The following is a 16,663-nucleotide window of genomic DNA, read 5'->3' on the forward strand; positions in this document are numbered from 1 at the left end:
GGGTCCCATTGTTCATTCACATCGGTGATGACCATGTCATTCAATCCAAAGATGTCGTCGCGATTATCGATCACAGTCTGATCGGTTCTTCTTCAATCATAGAAGAGATGCTTTTCAATCAACGGAAAAATAGACAAGTGGTTGAAACGCAGGATCATGAAGCGAAATCCATTGTCATCACACAAGATGTAATCTACTTCAGTCCACTGTCTGTGTTCACTTTGAAAAAACGAGCAAATATGATGTCTACTTTAAATAAATTAGAAGATTTCTCGGATGAAGCCGAGGAATAGGTTCTGGCGTAAAACCACTTGAGAAATGTAGGTGAGTACCATGAAAGAAGAAATTATTGGAGAAGGACAATCCTATGATGAAAGTCAAATACAGGTGCTTGAAGGGCTCGAGGCCGTAAGAAAACGTCCTGGAATGTACATTGGTTCCACGAACGAAAAGGGTCTTCACCACCTTGTATGGGAAATTGTCGACAACAGTATTGATGAGGCCATGGCCGGTTTTTGCGATCATATTCAAGTATTTATTGAAAAAGACAACAGCATCACCGTCATTGATAATGGACGCGGAATTCCTGTAGGTACCCAGGAGAAGACAGGACGACCAGCGGTAGAGACGATTATGACGGTCCTTCACGCCGGAGGTAAGTTCGGCGGTGGCGGTTATAAAGTGTCAGGTGGTCTTCACGGGGTTGGGGCATCTGTCGTAAACGCCCTATCCACGAAGCTTGAGGTGTTCGTACACCTGAACGGAAAAGTCCATTATCAATCGTACCATCAAGGTGTGCCGGATGAAGATTTGAAAGTGATCGGAGAAACCGACATCACCGGGACCCGTATTCAATTCAAGCCGGATCCTGAAATCTTCACAGAAACCGAAGAGTACAAGTTTGAGACGCTTGCGAATCGCCTGCGTGAGCTTGCGTTCCTGAATAAAGGATTGACGATTACCGTAGAAGATAAACGTACGGATGAAGAGGCCGTCAATTATTATTACGAAGGCGGAATTGTTTCGTACGTCGAACATATGAACCGTACACGCGAGACCCTTCATGATGCCTTTTTCGTTGAAGATGAGCAGGACGATATCTCCATCGAAATCGCACTTCAGTACAACGATGGCTTTGCTAGTAATATTTACTCCTATGCCAACAATATTCATACGTATGAAGGCGGTACGCACGAATCCGGATTCAAAACCGGTTTGACGCGTGTCATCAACGACTATGCAAGAAAGAACAACATGTTCAAGGAAACAGACCCGAACTTGACCGGGGATGATGTGCGTGAAGGCTTAACAGCGATCATTTCCATCAAGCACCCGGATCCGCAATTCGAAGGACAAACGAAGACGAAGCTCGGAAACAGCGAAGCAAGAACGGTCACAGATGCTTTGTTCTCTGAAGGCTTTTCGAAATTCTTGTTCGAGAATCCGAATATGGCGAGGAACATCGTCGAGAAAGGACTGATGGCTTCCCGTGCCCGTATGGCTGCGAAGAAGGCCCGTGAACTGACCCGCCGTAAGAACGCGCTCGAAGTGTCCAACCTTCCGGGTAAACTGGCGGATTGTTCGTCTAAGGATGCCAACATCTCGGAGCTGTACATCGTTGAGGGTGACTCGGCCGGTGGTTCAGCGAAGCAGGGTCGTGACCGTCATTTCCAGGCGATCCTTCCACTGCGTGGTAAAATCATCAACGTAGAGAAAGCCCGCCTTGATAAAATCCTCTCCAATAATGAGGTTCGTACGATCATTACTGCACTTGGTACAGGCATCGGAGAAGACTTCGATATTTCCAAAGCACGCTATCATAAAATCGTCATCATGACCGATGCGGACGTAGACGGTGCTCACATCCGAACACTGCTGCTTACGTTCTTCTATCGCTACATGAGACCGTTGATCGAGCATGGCTATATCTACATCGCACAGCCGCCGTTGTATAAAGTACAGCAAGGAAAAGCGATCTATTACACGTACAGTGATGCCCAGCTCGACAAAATCATGGCTGAGCTTCCGAACTCACCGAAGCCAGGCGTCCAGCGCTATAAGGGTCTTGGTGAGATGAACCCGGAACAGCTGTGGGAAACGACGATGGATCCAGAGACGAGAACGCTGCTTCAAGTCAGCCTTCAGGATGCCATGGGAGCGGATGAAACGTTCGATATTCTGATGGGGGACAAAGTCGAACCTCGTCGGAACTTTATACAAGAGAACGCTCAATACGTTCAGAACCTGGACGTATAAACAATAGATTCAGTACAGAGAGAGGCTTACGGCCTGACTCTTTTATCGATAAAAGCGATAGATCTTGAACCTATAGAAGATCGTCAGCCGAACAAGCTAAATACCGGCTCAGGCGTCCCTCTTTCCGTCTAAGCAGAGAACAGCTGGCAGCCTTGCTGGTTGTTTTGCTGCGTAGGGGAGAGTGTCAGGACGCTCGGAGCCTTTGTTCTCTAGAACAAATAGGAGGTAACGAGAATGGTGGATCAACCCGAACGCCCCCGCGTACAGGAAGTGAATATAAGTGATGAGATGCGTACGTCGTTTCTTGACTATGCGATGAGTGTAATCGTTGCGCGTGCTCTTCCTGACGTGCGTGACGGCCTAAAGCCCGTACACCGCCGTATTTTGTATGCGATGCACGACTTAGGTATGCATGCGGACAAAGCTTATAAGAAGTCTGCGCGTATCGTTGGTGAAGTAATTGGTAAGTATCACCCCCACGGTGACTCAGCCGTTTACGACACGATGGTACGTATGGCGCAGGACTTCAACTATCGATACATGCTTGTCGATGGACACGGTAACTTCGGTTCAGTCGATGGAGATGCTGCAGCAGCCATGCGTTATACTGAAGCCCGCATGTCCAAAATCTCGATGGAAATCCTTCGAGATATCAATAAAGACACGATTGATTACGATGATAACTATGACGGAACAGAACGCGAGCCATTGGTGTTACCTGCCAAGTTCCCGAACTTGCTTGTAAACGGTGGTTCCGGTATCGCGGTCGGTATGGCGACCAACATCCCGCCGCACCAGCTCGGAGAAGTGATCGATGCAGTTCTTGCATTAAGTAAGGACTCTGAGATCACGATCCAAGAGTTGATGGAGAACTACATCCAGGGTCCTGACTTTCCGACAGCAGGTAAAATCCTCGGACTCAGCGGAATCCGCAAAGCCTATGAAACAGGGAAAGGCTCGATTACCGTTCGTGCCACTGTAGAGATTGAGGAACAAGCGAACGGCAAGTCCCGTCTGATCGTGACTGAGCTTCCTTATCAAGTGAACAAAGCCCGTCTAGTTGAAAAAATAGCCGAGCTTGCCCGCGATAAGAAGATCGAAGGAATCACAGACCTGCGAGACGAATCCGACCGTAATGGTCTGCGAGTCGTCCTCGAGCTCCGTAAAGATGTGAACCCGAATGTTCTGCTCAATAACTTATATAAAATGACATCCCTGCAATCCACGTTCGGCATCAATATGCTGGCGCTTGTGAATGGACATCCGAAAGTGCTGAACTTGAAGGAGTGCCTTGAGCATTACTTGGAGCACCAGAAGGTCGTTATTCGCCGCCGTACGCAGTTTGAGCTGAATAAGGCGGAAGCCCGTGCCCACATCTTAGAGGGACTGCGCGTAGCCTTGGATCACTTGGATGAAGTCATCAAGTTGATCCGTGAATCTCAAACGACTGACATCGCCCGTACAGGGTTGATGGAACGTTTCGGTCTGTCCGAGAAGCAGTCGCAGGCGATTCTCGATATGAGACTTCAGCGTCTGACAGGACTAGAGCGTGAGAAAATCGAAAATGAATATCAGGACATTATGAAGCTGATCGCTGAATTGAAGGCGATTTTGGCAGATGAAGAGAAGGTATTGGAGATCATTCGTGAAGAGCTGTTGGATGTGAAAGAGCGCTATAACGACGAGCGTCGCACAGAAATTGTACTTGGCGGAACAGACTTCATTGAAGATGAAGACTTGATCCCTGAAGAAACGGTCATCGTTACGTTGACGCACCAAGGATATGTGAAGCGTCTACCGGCGAACACGTACCGTTCTCAGCGTCGAGGTGGACGCGGGGTACAAGGAATGGGAACCCACGAAGAGGACTTTGTCGAGCACCTTCTATCTACTTCGACCCACAACACCCTTCTGTTCTTCTCGAACAAAGGGAAAGTGTATAAGGCGAAAGGATATGAAGTGCCTGAATTCAGTCGTACAGCGAAAGGAATCCCAATCATCAACATGTTGAACATCGAGCGCGATGAATGGATCAACGCGGTTATCTCTGTCGAAGACTTTGTGGATGACTGGTACCTGGTCTTCACGACACGAAACGGCATCACGAAGCGTACGACGCTATCGCAGTTTGCGAATATCCGCCGTGGTGGATTGATCGCCCTTGGTCTTCGTGAAGATGACGAACTGATTTCCGTAAGACTGACGGATGGTGAGAAAGACATCATGATCGGAACGGAGAATGGTTACCTGATCCGTTTCAACGAAGATCAAATCCGTGCCATGGGTCGTACAGCTGCCGGTGTGAAAGGGATCTCCCTTCGAGACGACGACCGCGTCGTATCGATGGAAATCCTCGATGACAGCCTGCAGGTACTGACGGTTACGACGAAAGGTTACGGAAAGCGTACGCCGGCCACTGATTACCGCATCACCAACCGTGGTGGTAAAGGAATCATCACATGTAACCTGACCGATAAGAACGGAAAGGTCGTATCCACGAAAGCCGTCAACGGCGAAGAGGATATTATGATTATTACAGAAGCTGGTGTGCTGATCCGTATGCCGATGGAAAGCATCTCTGAAACAGGACGTAACACGCAAGGCGTCCGTCTGATCCGCCTGGGTGATGGGGAAGAAGTAGCCACAGTCGCCCGTGTAGAATCAGAGAAAGAAGAGGAAGAGCTCATCGAAGAAGCGGTTGAAAAAGCCGAAGCAAAAGAAGCAGACAACGAAGAGACACCTGAGACTACAGCAGAAGAAACACCTGACGAAGAATGATGTAACGTAAATCGTCGCCTGTCGAACACTTAGCGGCAGGCGGCTTTTTTTATCAAATCACAAGAGGTGAAATTGGGTATGAAGGTGCATTCCTCACAAGTTGTCATCGGGTGTATCATCACGCATGATGTGATGGGCTCGACCAAAAGACCGCTGATTCCGAAAAATACGGTCGTACAATCTATACATATGAAAGTCCTGAATCAATTCAAAGTGGGTGTCGTCGAAGTGGCGAGTAAGCTGTCCGACGGTTCCCCTTTCATACCGGAAGAAAAGATCGATGAACCGGAACAGGAGAAGCAGGATGAAAAGGCTCCGATCTCCTTCCAGGATCAATACCTGGATGCAGTCCGTTCGTATAAAAAATGGTTCGAAGACTGGCGGGGCGGCGCTCCTGTCGATACAGCCGCTGTCCGTAAGGTGATGGTTCCGCTTCTTGAACGTGCCGTTAAATTGAAGCGTGACGTCTTCTTGCTGCACCATTACTCTTCCAAAAAAGAATACTTCTATCATCACAGTGTCGCTGTCAGTCTCATTGCAGGGTACCTCGCATCCAGGCTTCAATACGGTTATGGGGATTGGATGCAAGTGGGACTTGCGGGAGTGTTCGCAGACAGCGGAATGGCGAAGATCGATTCTAAAATCATGAGCAAAACGGATACGTTGAACGAGCATGAGTTTGAACAGATCAAGACTCACCCTACCCATTCGTACCGCCTCGTGGAGAAAATTCCATCTCTAACGGCGAATGCGAAGGTCGCGGTGCTGCAGCACCATGAGCGGCTGGACGGGAGCGGGTATCCGCTTGGTTTGAAGCATGAGAAACTGCACATTTTCAGTCAGATCATCGCGGTCAGTGATATGTATCATGCGATGACTTCAGAGCGTGCTTACCGGAAGAAGCATTCCCCGTTCAGAGTGATCGAAGAAATGCAGAAGGAACAGTTCGGACGCTTTAACCCGACCGTTGTCAGTGCGTTCGTGAAAGAGATGACGAACTTCTCACAAGGGACTAGGGTTCGGTTATCCAATAATAAGCTCGCTGATATCGTGTTTGTCGAGTCTGCCTACCCGACGCGTCCTTTAGTGAAGCTGGAAGAAGATCAGGAAATCTATTCTTTAAGGGATCATCCAGATCTACATATCGAGGAAGTACTTGATTAGAAAAGTTTCTAGGCTTTGGGAAGGTTCTGGATGAAATACAGAGAACCGTGGGGTGGAAAATAACTCGCTTTCCGTGGCCCAACAGGACGTTGGATCGTTCGACGTTGCCACAGGACGTGGCGGTTTTAGTTCGAACATCCTTATTCCTTTTGATCTCCTCATTCCCTTCGGTCACTCCGGGGTCTCACCTGACCTATTGTTCCCACAGGAGTCTCGTCATTTTCCACCCCACTTTGCGAGAACAGTGTGGCCAGAACCTGACTGAAACCAGACTATGAAGCGATAATCTGTGCGAACAATACGCATTTGAACATTCCCTCAGCTTATATCAACAATCTACATGGAGCTTTCCTTATTTAGGGAAGCTCCTTTTAATTACGATAGAGAAGAAAACTGTGACTCGAGCCAGGAGGAGATCAGGTTTGGGATCTCTCCGGTTGCGGAATCGAGAAATTGGATGATGAATACATAGTCGTCACGATCGCGCATCTGCTGCATTTCGCCCCACCATTCCCCTTCGTAACGAACGAGCATACTCAGGTTGTATAAGACAGCGAAATACGCCATCATCGCGGGCCACTCTTCTTCTTTTTTCTCGAACCCTTTCATCTGATAGAGGCTCTCCATGTGAGGGAGTGGGCGGAGGAGTTCGTCCATCGACACTTTCTCTCTCGGAGTTTCGAATTGAAACAGGTGGTATGATGCATAAGGAAAGAGACCGTGGGGCTGAATACGAATGTCGTCTTCTAGGAAGCGGTAGTGCTGTTTCTTACGCTTTCTCGTTGATAATCCATGGGCGAGTACCTTCGACGTTGCGGGGTAGCCGGGGTCCACGGTCAGGAGGCAGCTTTTGATCATGTGATTCAATCCGTAGTAATACAGGAGCGGCTTCACGCTGAGTGGTGTGGCGTGCGCAGAGTGCCAGAAATCCTCTCCGAGCATCAACCCGTGGATGAATCGCTCTGCGTTCTGATACGCATGATGGTCGGCCTTCGGATGGTTCATTTTTTCATAACACTTTTGTAGAAAAGGTCTCGTATGGGATGTCACTTGTAAGTACCTCAAGATCGTAGAACCTTTCACGTTTCTCCCCTCCTTTAATTGGTAGCGTTTTCTGTCGAATCGATTCAGATTTATAGTTGAAAAAGCCTAATGGTTGTCGTATTGTAAATAACAATAAGAAATGCAGTTATCCGTTTTATTTCATAGTTTACCCACCTTTACCCAAACTATTTGAAAAGAAGGAGTGTTGGAGCATGCGTGAAGATAAGTTTGCCAAAGAAGGTCTGACGTTTGATGATGTGCTGTTGATGCCGGCTAAATCAGATGTACTGCCAAGAGATGTATCCTTAGCAACGGAATTGTCGCCAAGTCTTAAACTGAACATGCCGATCATTAGTGCCGGGATGGACACAGTCACAGAGGCAGGCATGGCCATCGGAATGGCTCGTCAAGGCGGTCTTGGTGTCATTCACAAAAATATGTCCATTGAAGATCAGGCAGAGCATGTGGATCGAGTGAAAAGATCAGAAAGTGGAGTCATCACTGATCCATTCTTCTTAACTCCCGATCACCAGGTGTTTGATGCAGAGCATTTGATGGGCAAGTTCCGTATTTCTGGTGTTCCGATTGTAAACAACACAGATGAGCGAATTCTCGTAGGAATCATCACAAACCGTGACTTGCGATTCATTCAGGATTATTCGATGAAAATCAGTGCGGTTATGACGAGTGAGAATCTTGTCACGGCCCCTGTCGGCACGACGCTGGACGAAGCGGAGAATATTTTACAGAAATACCGTATCGAAAAACTCCCTCTCGTTGATAATCAAGGAGTCCTTAAAGGGTTAATCACCATCAAGGATATTGAAAAAGTCATCGAATTCCCGAACTCTGCGAAAGACGCTCAAGGACGACTGTTAGTGGCTGCAGCAGTAGGGGTTACAGCTGATGCGATGACACGGATTGATAAGCTGGTTGAAGCAGGTGTCGATGCACTTGTCGTGGATACAGCTCACGGACACTCCCAAGGGGTGATCGATCAGGTTGTACGTATCCGAAGCAAATACCCTGACGTGAATATCATTGCAGGAAACGTTGCGACACCGGAAGCGACACGCGAATTGTTCGAAGCTGGCGCGGATATCGTGAAAGTAGGAATCGGACCTGGCTCTATCTGTACGACACGTGTCGTAGCAGGTGTCGGTGTTCCACAGATTACAGCTGTATATGACTGTGCACAGGAAGCGGAGAAACATGGCAAGTCGATCATTGCCGATGGTGGTATCAAATACTCAGGCGATATCGTGAAGGCATTGGCAGCAGGTGGACATGCTGTTATGCTCGGAAGTCTTCTTTCCGGCGTTTCAGAAAGCCCTGGAGAGACAGAAATCTTCCAAGGACGCCGTTTCAAAGTGTACCGTGGAATGGGATCGGTCAGTGCGATGGAATCCGGATCGAAAGACCGTTACTTCCAGAACGAATCCGAGTCGAAAAAGCTTGTTCCAGAAGGTATCGAAGGTCGTATGCCTTACAAAGGACCACTGAACGATACGATTCACCAACTTCTTGGTGGACTTCGTTCCGGTATGGGCTACTGCGGAACAGCCAACATTCACGAGCTTCGTCACGATGCTAAATTCACACGCATCACGAACGCTGGTTTACGTGAGAGCCACCCGCACGATGTTCAAATTACGAAAGAGGCGCCAAACTACTCCATTTGACCCTCTTCCACTAGGATAGACAGGGACTTTTCCCTGTCTATTTTTTTGTATAGCCATGTGATAAACTAATAGAGATGCATATTTTAAGGGTGGAGGTTGAGAAAAGTTGATACAACGATTGAAAGCATCAGTAGCCATAACATTAGTGTTTCTTCTAAGTATGACTTCTGTATTTGTAAATCCTGACCATACATACGCGGCCGTTGATATTGGGGCGAAGTCAGCGATTTTGGTGGATGCTGAGACAGGAAAGGTTCTATTTGAAAAAGAGGCAGATTTAACCCTACCTCCAGCAAGTATGACGAAGATGATGACAGAGTATTTAGTGCTAGAAGCCATAGATGAAGGACAAATCGGCTGGGATACGACGACTCAGATCAGTGATTATCCGTATGGAATTTCGGCAAACCCGAATTTCTCCGGTGTCGGTCTCAGACAGAATAAAGATTACACGGTAAGAGAATTATATGAGGCAATGGCCATCAATTCCGATAATGCGACGACCATTGCTTTAGCCGAATTGATCGCCGGTACGGAAGGCGAATTTGTAAAAATGATGAATGAAAAAGCAGCGGAACTTGGACTGCCGGACTATGAGTTCGTCAACTCTTCAGGGTTGAACAACAGTCACCTTGGTGAGAACTATCCTGAAGGGACATCACCGGACGCAACGAACTTGATGTCTGCACGCTCCGCCGCTTTGCTTGCTTATCACTTAACGAAGGATTACCCGGAAGCGCTCGATTATTCAAGCGTGCCGACAACAGAGTTCGACGGACAGACGATTACGAACTGGAACTGGATGCTTCCAGGCATGCCGGGACAACTGGCTCAATTCAGCTATGAGGGCATGGACGGCTTGAAGACCGGTTATACAGAGCTTGCAGGAAACTGCTTCACAGGTACGGCAGAACGTGACGGTCGTCGACTGATTTCTGTCGTGATGAAATCTGATACCCGCGAATCCCGCTTCCAGCAAACAGCGAAATTGTTTGATTACGGATTCCAGCAGTTCGAAAAGCAGGAGCTTTACGAAGAAGGATACCAGCTTGACGGCCAGTCGGATCTTCCTGTTGCAAAAGGTAAAGAAGATACGGTAGCCATTCAAACAGACAGTGCCATCGAGGATGTCATCCAAAATGGCGAAGGGGAACAATATACGATCCAATACAACATCGACTCGGACAAATTGGACGATGAAGGCAACCTTGTCGCTCCGATCGAATCAGGGCAGAAGGTCGGGACAGCCGAGCTTGTCTACAACGGTGAAGAGAGTTACAGCTACCTGATGTCTGATGGACCTAAGACGGTCGATCTTGTTACGACATCAGCTGTCGAGAAGTCGAACTGGTTCATGCTGATGATCGGCAATGTCGGAGAGTTCTTCAGTGACATTTTCACAGGAGCGGTCGACATGGTGAAGGGCTGGTTCTAATTTCATGATTTTTTAAAGAAGTGGGAATGAATTTTCGTTCCCACTTCGTGTATAACATGAAGTAAAAAATCCCAGGTTTTCTCCAATAAAATTAGTAGGATTTACCCGAGTATTGCGTTACAATAGAAAAATAAGTGAAAACTTCGTCAATAATAGCGAACACAATATAGAGCGAAGGATAGGGAGGAAACGAATTATGTCTCAAACAGGAACAGATCGCGTAAAACGTGGAATGGCAGAAATGCAAAAAGGTGGCGTCATCATGGACGTTGTCAACGCTGAGCAGGCTAAGATCGCAGAAGAAGCAGGTGCCGTAGCCGTTATGGCTCTAGAGCGTGTACCAGCAGATATTCGTGCTGCAGGCGGCGTTGCTCGTATGGCAGACCCAACGATTACAGAACAGGTAATGAACGCGGTTTCCATCCCGGTTATGGCCAAAGCCCGTATCGGTCACATTACAGAAGCGCGCGTACTTGAAGCGATGGGTGTCGACTACATTGATGAGAGTGAAGTACTGACACCAGCAGATGAAATCTACCACATTAAGAAGGATGAATACACGGTACCATTCGTATGTGGCTGCCGTAACATCGGTGAAGCGGCTCGTCGTATCCGTGAAGGAGCTTCCATGCTTCGTACGAAAGGTGAGCCCGGCACAGGGAACATCGTAGAAGCGGTTCGTCACATGCGTCAAATCAACGCAGAGATCCGTCAGCTTCAGAACCTTTCCGAAGATGAAGTGATGGTCTTTGCACGTGATCACGCAGCACCATTCGACCTTCTGATGGAAATCCGTGAAGAAGGACGTCTTCCTGTCGTAAACTTCGCAGCAGGCGGTATCGCAACTCCAGCGGATGCAGCCCTTATGATGGAGCTTGGCGCAGACGGTGTATTCGTAGGATCCGGTATCTTCAAATCCAAGAACCCAGAGAAATTCGCTCGTGCAATCGTAGAAGCGACAACGCACTATAATGATTACAAGCTGATCGGCGAACTATCGAAGGATCTTGGTACGGCAATGAAAGGGATGGAAATGTCCTCTCTTGAAGGCGACCAGCGTATGCAGGAGCGTTCGAAGTAATCTTAATTCAACACAAGCGGCGACCGTTTTAGGACGAGTCGCCGCTTTCATAGGTTTTAATAAAGGAGACATGCATCATGACAACAATCGGTGTATTAGGACTACAGGGAGCTTTTCGTGAGCATGTGCGTTCGGTAGAAGCAGCAGGTGCTGAAGGGGTCATCGTGAAGAAAAAAGAACAGTTGGACGAGATCGATGGGTTGATTATCCCCGGCGGTGAAAGTACGACGATGCGCCGTCTGATTGATAAGTACGATTTCCTTGAACCGATCCGTGAATTCGGAAAATCAGGCAAGCCGATTTTCGGTACATGTGCCGGGCTCATCCTACTTGCTTCTGAAATCGATGGATCTTATGATGTACACCTAGGTGTAATGGACATCAAAGTACGCCGGAATGCTTTCGGGCGCCAGCGTGACAGCTTCGAAGCGGACCTCGATATTGAAGGGGTGGCAGAAGGGTTCAACGCTGTCTTCATCCGTGCTCCATATATTGAGGATGTCGGAGAAGAAACAAAGGTATTATCCCGCTACGACGGTCATATCGTTGCTGCTCAGCAAGGTCATTATCTGGCTTGCTCGTTCCACCCGGAGCTGACGGATGACCACCGGATTACCGCTCATTTTGTAAAAATGGTGGAAGAATCCAAAAAAAGCCTTGCATTATAAATCATTTTCCGCTAATCTTATGTCACATAAACAACAAACCAAAACGCGATGACAGGAACTAGTAACAAGTCCCTTTTCTAAAGAGAGTCAGTGGTCGGTGTGAACTGATGAAGAGTACTTGTGAATCCATCCTTGAGTGTCTGACGGTACGTAAGGAAGTCAGACCGGCCCCTCACCGTTATGAGTTAAGCCGGAAGGTCATGTGTACCTTCAACCTGGGTGGTATCGCGGGAAGCATAGAACCAAAGCTCTCGTCCCTTTTTTATAAAGGGACGGGAGTTTTTTTATATAGAAAATAAGGAGGAAATGAACATGTTGGATATGAAATATTTGCGTCAAAACTTTACAGAAGTCAAAGAGAAGTTGAAGAACCGTGGAGAAGATCTATCAGATTTGGATGCGTTCGGTGACTTGGACAGCCGACGCCGTGAATTGATTCAGGAAACAGAGGAGCTGAAGGCGCGTCGTAACGAAGTGTCTAAAGAGATCTCCCAGTTGAAAAAAGCGAAAGAAGATGCGGATGATAAAATCAAGGAAATGCGTGAAGTCGGCGACCGCATCAAGACACTCGACAGTGAACTGAAGGAAGTGGAGGAGAAGCTTGAGACGATGCTTCTATCCATTCCGAACATTCCACATGATAGTGTGCCAGTCGGAGACGACGAAGACGATAACGTGCTTGCCCGTGAATGGGGAGAGAAGCCTCAAATGGCATTCGAAGCGAAGCCACATTGGGACGTAGCAGCAGATCTCGGGCTTCTGGACTTCGAACGCGCATCTAAGGTGACAGGAAGCCGTTTCGTCTTTTATAAAGGCTTAGGAGCGCGTCTTGAGCGTGCGCTCTTGAACTTCATGATGGACCTTCATTCTGATGAACATGGATATGAGGAGATGCTGACACCGCAAATGGTCAATCGTGATGCGATGACAGGAACAGGTCAGCTTCCGAAATTCGAAGAAGACGCCTTCAAGATCGAAGGATGGGACTACTTCCTCGTACCGACAGCAGAAGTGCCTGTGACGAACTATCACCGTGAAGAGATTCTGTCAGCTGAGGATCTACCGAAGAAATTCGCTGCCTTCAGCACGAACTTCCGCTCTGAAGCAGGATCTGCAGGCCGTGATACACGCGGACTGATCCGTCAGCACCAGTTCAACAAAGTCGAGCTTGTCCAGCTTGCGAAGCCGGAAGATTCTTATAACGTGCTGGAAGAGCTGACAGGTCACGCCGAGAAGGTTCTTCAGTTGCTCGAGCTTCCGTACCGTGTCATGAGCATGTGTACAGCGGATCTTGGTTTCACAGCTGCGAAGAAATACGACATCGAAGTGTGGATCCCAAGCCAGGATACGTACCGTGAGATCAGCTCTTGCTCAAACTTCGAAGACTTCCAGGCACGCCGTGCAGGCATCCGCTTCCGTCGTGAAGAAAAAGGGAAGCCTGAATTCGTTCATACGCTGAACGGCTCTGGTCTGGCCATCGGCCGTACGGTCGCTGCCATCTTGGAGAATTATCAGCAGGAAGACGGCTCACTTGTCGTACCGAATGTTCTTCGTCCATACATGGGTGGAAAAGAAGTCATTAAGTAATGGAACAAAACCTCAGGGCTCACGCTCTGAGGTTTTTCTAAAAAAATGTTGACTTACAGGTTCATTACTCGTTATAATAGCAAAGTGGAAAAAACGAGTCAGCCTTTGTCGAACAGCTTTTATTAAAAAAGTTACGATAAAATGTTGACGAGATAAGACAAGCGTGATATTATATTACTTGTCGTCACACGGAGGAGTACTCAAGTTTGGCTGAAGAGAGCGGTCTTGAAAACCGCCAGGGGGTTAACGCCCCGCGGGGGTTCGAATCCCTCCTCCTCCGCCATTTTTAATTCAACAATAGCGCATAATATTGGAGATTAATAGAACAAAAATCGTTACTTCGCGTAGCGATTTTTTTATTTGATATAGAAAAGCTTCAGCGAACGCATTGTTCAGCTGAAGCTTTTTTTGGTTAGACCGTTTCTAATGATTCTTCTGTCTCGAGTACATCCTCTTTGTCAGGATACGTCCTTTCGATGTGACGCTCTCCCCAGGCACACAGCATGTCTAACCCTTCTTTCAATGTCCAGCCGTATTCAGTCAACTCGTATTCGACCTTAGGCGGGACTTGATTGTATATGATTCGATTGACGACTCCATCTGCTTCAAGCTCACGCAGTTGTTGAGTAAGCATCTTTTGTGTAATTCCGGGCATCAATTGTTTCAGTTCACAAGTACGGCGTTTCTCTTTGATCAAGTGACATAAGATGACGACTTTCCACTTTCCTCCAATGACCTCTAATGCAGCTTCGACAGGAATGTTATACTTTTTAGCCATTTCGTCGACACCTCCTCTGTAACATTTCCATCATTAAATTAGCACGTGAACCGCTGTATTACCACTTATCTGCTTTTCTTTATATTTTTCTCGAATTTTTTTGTGTGAATCAGACCTGTGATGGCGAAATAGTTACTTACAGGTGCCTATAGCACAACAAAGTGCGTACTTCCAAATCCTCCTTTACCGTTGCATAATCATAGTTGCGATCGAAACGGCGCCTTCGATCAAAAAAATACAAGGAGGTCGATGAGTGATGAGTACAAACAGTCAAACGGTTCATCAAGCATCGGTTGAACAGAATAGAAGTAATACACTCGCTTTGGTCGCGCTTGCGATCAGTGCATTCGGAATCGGAACGACCGAGTTCGTTCCTGTTGGCTTATTGTCTGCGATTTCTGGTGATTTATCGATTTCGATTACGTTAGCTGGTTTATTGATTTCAGGTTATGCGATTGGAGTGGCCGTCGGTGCGCCCGTCTTAACCGCGCTCACGGACAAAATCAGTCGTAAAAATCTACTGCTTGGATTAATGGTCATTTTTATTATAGGAAACGGAATTGCTGCGATTTCGACGAGCTTCAGCTTACTGCTCCTTGCTCGATTTGTGACAGCTTTCTCACACGGCTTGTTTTTCTCGATTGGTTCGACAATTGCTGCCAGTCTCGTTCCTGAACATAAACGGGCAAGTGCGATCGCCTTTATGTTTACAGGCCTCACGGTAGCGACCGTTACAGGCGTACCTTTGGGAACATTCGTCGGGCAGGCTTTCGGTTGGAGAGCAACCTTTGCCGGAGTGGCGTTACTTGGTGTGATTGGAATCGTTGCCAGTGCAATCCTCGTGCCAAAGAGTTTAGAGGAGCCGCCTCCTTCATCGTTCCGTGACCAATTGAACATCTTAAAGAATAAACAAATCATGCTTTCATTCCTCATTACTGCCCTTGGTTACGGCGGGACGTTCGTGGCGTTCACGTATTTAGCTCCACTGTTGGAAAACGTGACTGGAATCGATTCAAGCTTAGTCAGTGTCATTCTGCTGTTTTACGGATTGGCCGTAGCAATCGGAAATACAATTGGAGGAAAAGCATCGAATAACAATCCATTAAAAGCCTTGTTCATCATGTTCATTCTGCAGGCTGTTGTATTGTTTATCCTGAGTTTGACGATATCCAATCAGGTTCTAGGGGTTGTTGTCATTGTCCTGATGGGGCTGTTCGCATTCATGAACGTACCAGCGTTACAGATCCTAGTCGTTCAATTAGCGGAGAAATATGTTCCATCTGCTGTGAATGTGGCCTCTGCTTTGAACATTGCTGCCTTTAACGTGGGGATTGCCATTGGATCCTTCGTCGGAGGCATCATCGTGGATACGATCGGTTTGATTCACACGCCTTATATTGGGGGCATCATGGTGGTTGGAGCTGTTCTTCTGACCGCTTATTTACGAAAAATTGAAAAGTAACATGGAGAGCCTGGTGAAGCATCAGGCTCTTTTCCTCAACCCTTCCTACTATCCGCCTAAACAGAATCCCGTTATAATAAAAAGAAAAAGGTGGATGCTCGTATGAAAATCATTGTATTTGGTGCGACTGGAAAAACAGGACTGGAATTGGTTTCACAAGCGTTGGACTCGGGTCATGACGTCACCGCTTTTGTTCGTACGCCTTCCAAGCTCACCCTTCAACATGAACGGTTACATACAATCCAAGGGGATGCACTTGATATCGATGCTGTAGAAAAAGCGATCAGCGGACACGAAGCGGTTGCCTCGTGTTTAGGTTCGGAGGGTTTGAAACCTTCCCGTGTCTTAGAGCAGATGGCAGGGAACATCGTGAAAGGGATGCAGAAGCACGGAGTGAGCCGGATTGTGTATGTTGCTTCTGCAGGAATCCATAAGGAAATACCCGGATTCACCGGCTGGATGTCTCAGCGCATTTTGAAAAATGTCCTCGTAGACCATAGGAATGCTGTCAATGCGATGATTGCGGCTAAACTGGATTATACGATCGCCCGTCCGATGCAATTGAAGGATGGAGAACGCAAAGAGACGTATCGTACAGCAGAAATCGGGGTACCGCACAGCGGGAAAGAGATTCATCGAAGTGATGTGGCACACTTTTTATTAGAAGCGTTAGAGAACGATCAATGGATTAAGCAAACGGTTGGTCTCGCTTATTAAAAGGCAGGGAT

The 16,663-nt window shown here is 47.5% G+C and carries 13 protein-coding genes, 1 tRNA gene and 1 other annotated feature; of the genes, 12 read left to right on the plus strand and 2 right to left on the minus strand.

What is annotated here, in order from left to right:
* Nucleotides 1–8: 8 nt before the first annotated feature.
* The 4 genes from remB to LCM20_RS17235 all read left to right on the plus strand — a co-directional run bounded on the left by remB (nt 9) and on the right by LCM20_RS17235 (nt 6,198).
* Nucleotides 9–293 carry an extracellular matrix regulator RemB gene (remB, locus tag LCM20_RS17220; RefSeq protein WP_225196734.1) on the plus strand — a complete coding sequence of 95 codons (285 nt, stop codon included), beginning with the start codon at nt 9–11 and terminating at the stop codon, nt 291–293.
* A gap of 40 nt (nt 294–333) precedes the next feature.
* Nucleotides 334–2,256, plus strand: a complete 1,923-nt coding sequence (gene gyrB / locus LCM20_RS17225) for a DNA topoisomerase (ATP-hydrolyzing) subunit B (protein WP_225196735.1) — start codon at nt 334–336, stop codon at nt 2,254–2,256.
* A gap of 234 nt (nt 2,257–2,490) precedes the next feature.
* Nucleotides 2,491–5,034 (plus strand): DNA gyrase subunit A, encoded by a 2,544-nt coding sequence (gene gyrA / locus LCM20_RS17230; protein WP_225196736.1) that lies wholly within the window; start codon nt 2,491–2,493, stop codon nt 5,032–5,034.
* A gap of 78 nt (nt 5,035–5,112) precedes the next feature.
* Nucleotides 5,113–6,198, plus strand: a complete 1,086-nt coding sequence (locus tag LCM20_RS17235) for an HD-GYP domain-containing protein (RefSeq protein WP_225196737.1) — start codon at nt 5,113–5,115, stop codon at nt 6,196–6,198.
* A 375-nt stretch (nt 6,199–6,573) separates the two neighbouring features.
* On the opposite strand, the gene LCM20_RS17240 is transcribed toward LCM20_RS17235, so the two are convergent.
* Entirely contained in the window at nt 6,574–7,281 is a 708-nt protein-coding gene (locus tag LCM20_RS17240; RefSeq protein ID WP_225196738.1) for a YaaC family protein, read from the minus strand.
* Between the two features lie 173 nt (nt 7,282–7,454).
* On the opposite strand from LCM20_RS17240, the gene guaB reads away from it, so the two are divergent.
* From guaB to LCM20_RS17270, 6 genes are all read left to right on the plus strand, one after another.
* Complete coding sequence (guaB, locus tag LCM20_RS17245) at nt 7,455–8,924, plus strand: IMP dehydrogenase (RefSeq protein WP_225196739.1); 1,470 nt, start codon at nt 7,455–7,457, stop codon at nt 8,922–8,924.
* Nucleotides 8,925–9,084: 160 nt separating this feature from the next.
* On the plus strand, nt 9,085–10,359 hold the full coding sequence (locus LCM20_RS17250; protein WP_225196784.1) for a serine hydrolase: 1,275 nt from the start codon (nt 9,085–9,087) through the stop codon (nt 10,357–10,359).
* A gap of 196 nt (nt 10,360–10,555) precedes the next feature.
* A complete protein-coding gene (gene pdxS / locus LCM20_RS17255) occupies nt 10,556–11,440 on the plus strand; it encodes a pyridoxal 5'-phosphate synthase lyase subunit PdxS (RefSeq protein WP_225196740.1) in 885 nt (294 codons plus the stop codon).
* Nucleotides 11,441–11,517: 77 nt separating this feature from the next.
* Nucleotides 11,518–12,108: a pyridoxal 5'-phosphate synthase glutaminase subunit PdxT gene (gene pdxT, locus LCM20_RS17260; RefSeq protein WP_225196741.1), complete on the plus strand. Its 591-nt coding sequence runs from the start codon at nt 11,518–11,520 to the stop codon at nt 12,106–12,108.
* Nucleotides 12,109–12,147: 39 nt separating this feature from the next.
* Nucleotides 12,148–12,370, plus strand: a binding site (T-box leader).
* Between the two features lie 50 nt (nt 12,371–12,420).
* A complete protein-coding gene (gene serS, locus LCM20_RS17265; RefSeq protein WP_225196742.1) occupies nt 12,421–13,695 on the plus strand; it encodes a serine--tRNA ligase in 1,275 nt (424 codons plus the stop codon).
* Nucleotides 13,696–13,885: 190 nt separating this feature from the next.
* A tRNA-Ser gene (locus LCM20_RS17270) sits at nt 13,886–13,978 on the plus strand.
* 129 nt (nt 13,979–14,107) lie between these two features.
* Here LCM20_RS17270 and LCM20_RS17275 read toward each other — a convergent pair.
* Nucleotides 14,108–14,473, minus strand: a complete 366-nt coding sequence (locus tag LCM20_RS17275; protein ID WP_225196743.1) for a winged helix-turn-helix transcriptional regulator — start codon at nt 14,471–14,473, stop codon at nt 14,108–14,110.
* Between the two features lie 256 nt (nt 14,474–14,729).
* On the opposite strand from LCM20_RS17275, the gene LCM20_RS17280 reads away from it, so the two are divergent.
* Together LCM20_RS17280 and LCM20_RS17285 are read left to right on the plus strand one after the other, a co-directional pair.
* Nucleotides 14,730–15,935: an MFS transporter gene (locus LCM20_RS17280; protein ID WP_225196744.1), complete on the plus strand. Its 1,206-nt coding sequence runs from the start codon at nt 14,730–14,732 to the stop codon at nt 15,933–15,935.
* A gap of 102 nt (nt 15,936–16,037) precedes the next feature.
* On the plus strand, nt 16,038–16,652 hold the full coding sequence (locus tag LCM20_RS17285; RefSeq protein ID WP_225196745.1) for an NAD(P)-dependent oxidoreductase: 615 nt from the start codon (nt 16,038–16,040) through the stop codon (nt 16,650–16,652).
* Nucleotides 16,653–16,663 lie beyond the last annotated feature (11 nt).

The sequence above is a fragment of the Halobacillus litoralis genome (assembly GCF_020171725.1).
In the GTDB taxonomy this organism is placed as follows: Bacteria; Bacillota; Bacilli; order Bacillales; family Halobacillaceae; genus Halobacillus; species Halobacillus litoralis_F.

Coding starts and splice junctions, on each gene's coding strand:
- guaB (WP_225196739.1), top strand. CDS start 7,455: ATGCGTGAAGATAAGTTTGCCAAAGAAGGTCTGACGTTTGATGATGTG.
- LCM20_RS17280 (WP_225196744.1), top strand. CDS start 14,730: ATGAGTACAAACAGTCAAACGGTTCATCAAGCATCGGTTGAACAGAAT.
- gyrB (WP_225196735.1), top strand. CDS start 334: ATGAAAGAAGAAATTATTGGAGAAGGACAATCCTATGATGAAAGTCAA.
- LCM20_RS17275 (WP_225196743.1), bottom strand. CDS start 14,473: ATGGCTAAAAAGTATAACATTCCTGTCGAAGCTGCATTAGAGGTCATT.
- gyrA (WP_225196736.1), top strand. CDS start 2,491: ATGGTGGATCAACCCGAACGCCCCCGCGTACAGGAAGTGAATATAAGT.
- LCM20_RS17250 (WP_225196784.1), top strand. CDS start 9,085: ATGACTTCTGTATTTGTAAATCCTGACCATACATACGCGGCCGTTGAT.
- LCM20_RS17235 (WP_225196737.1), top strand. CDS start 5,113: ATGAAGGTGCATTCCTCACAAGTTGTCATCGGGTGTATCATCACGCAT.
- pdxT (WP_225196741.1), top strand. CDS start 11,518: ATGACAACAATCGGTGTATTAGGACTACAGGGAGCTTTTCGTGAGCAT.
- pdxS (WP_225196740.1), top strand. CDS start 10,556: ATGTCTCAAACAGGAACAGATCGCGTAAAACGTGGAATGGCAGAAATG.
- LCM20_RS17285 (WP_225196745.1), top strand. CDS start 16,038: ATGAAAATCATTGTATTTGGTGCGACTGGAAAAACAGGACTGGAATTG.
- serS (WP_225196742.1), top strand. CDS start 12,421: ATGTTGGATATGAAATATTTGCGTCAAAACTTTACAGAAGTCAAAGAG.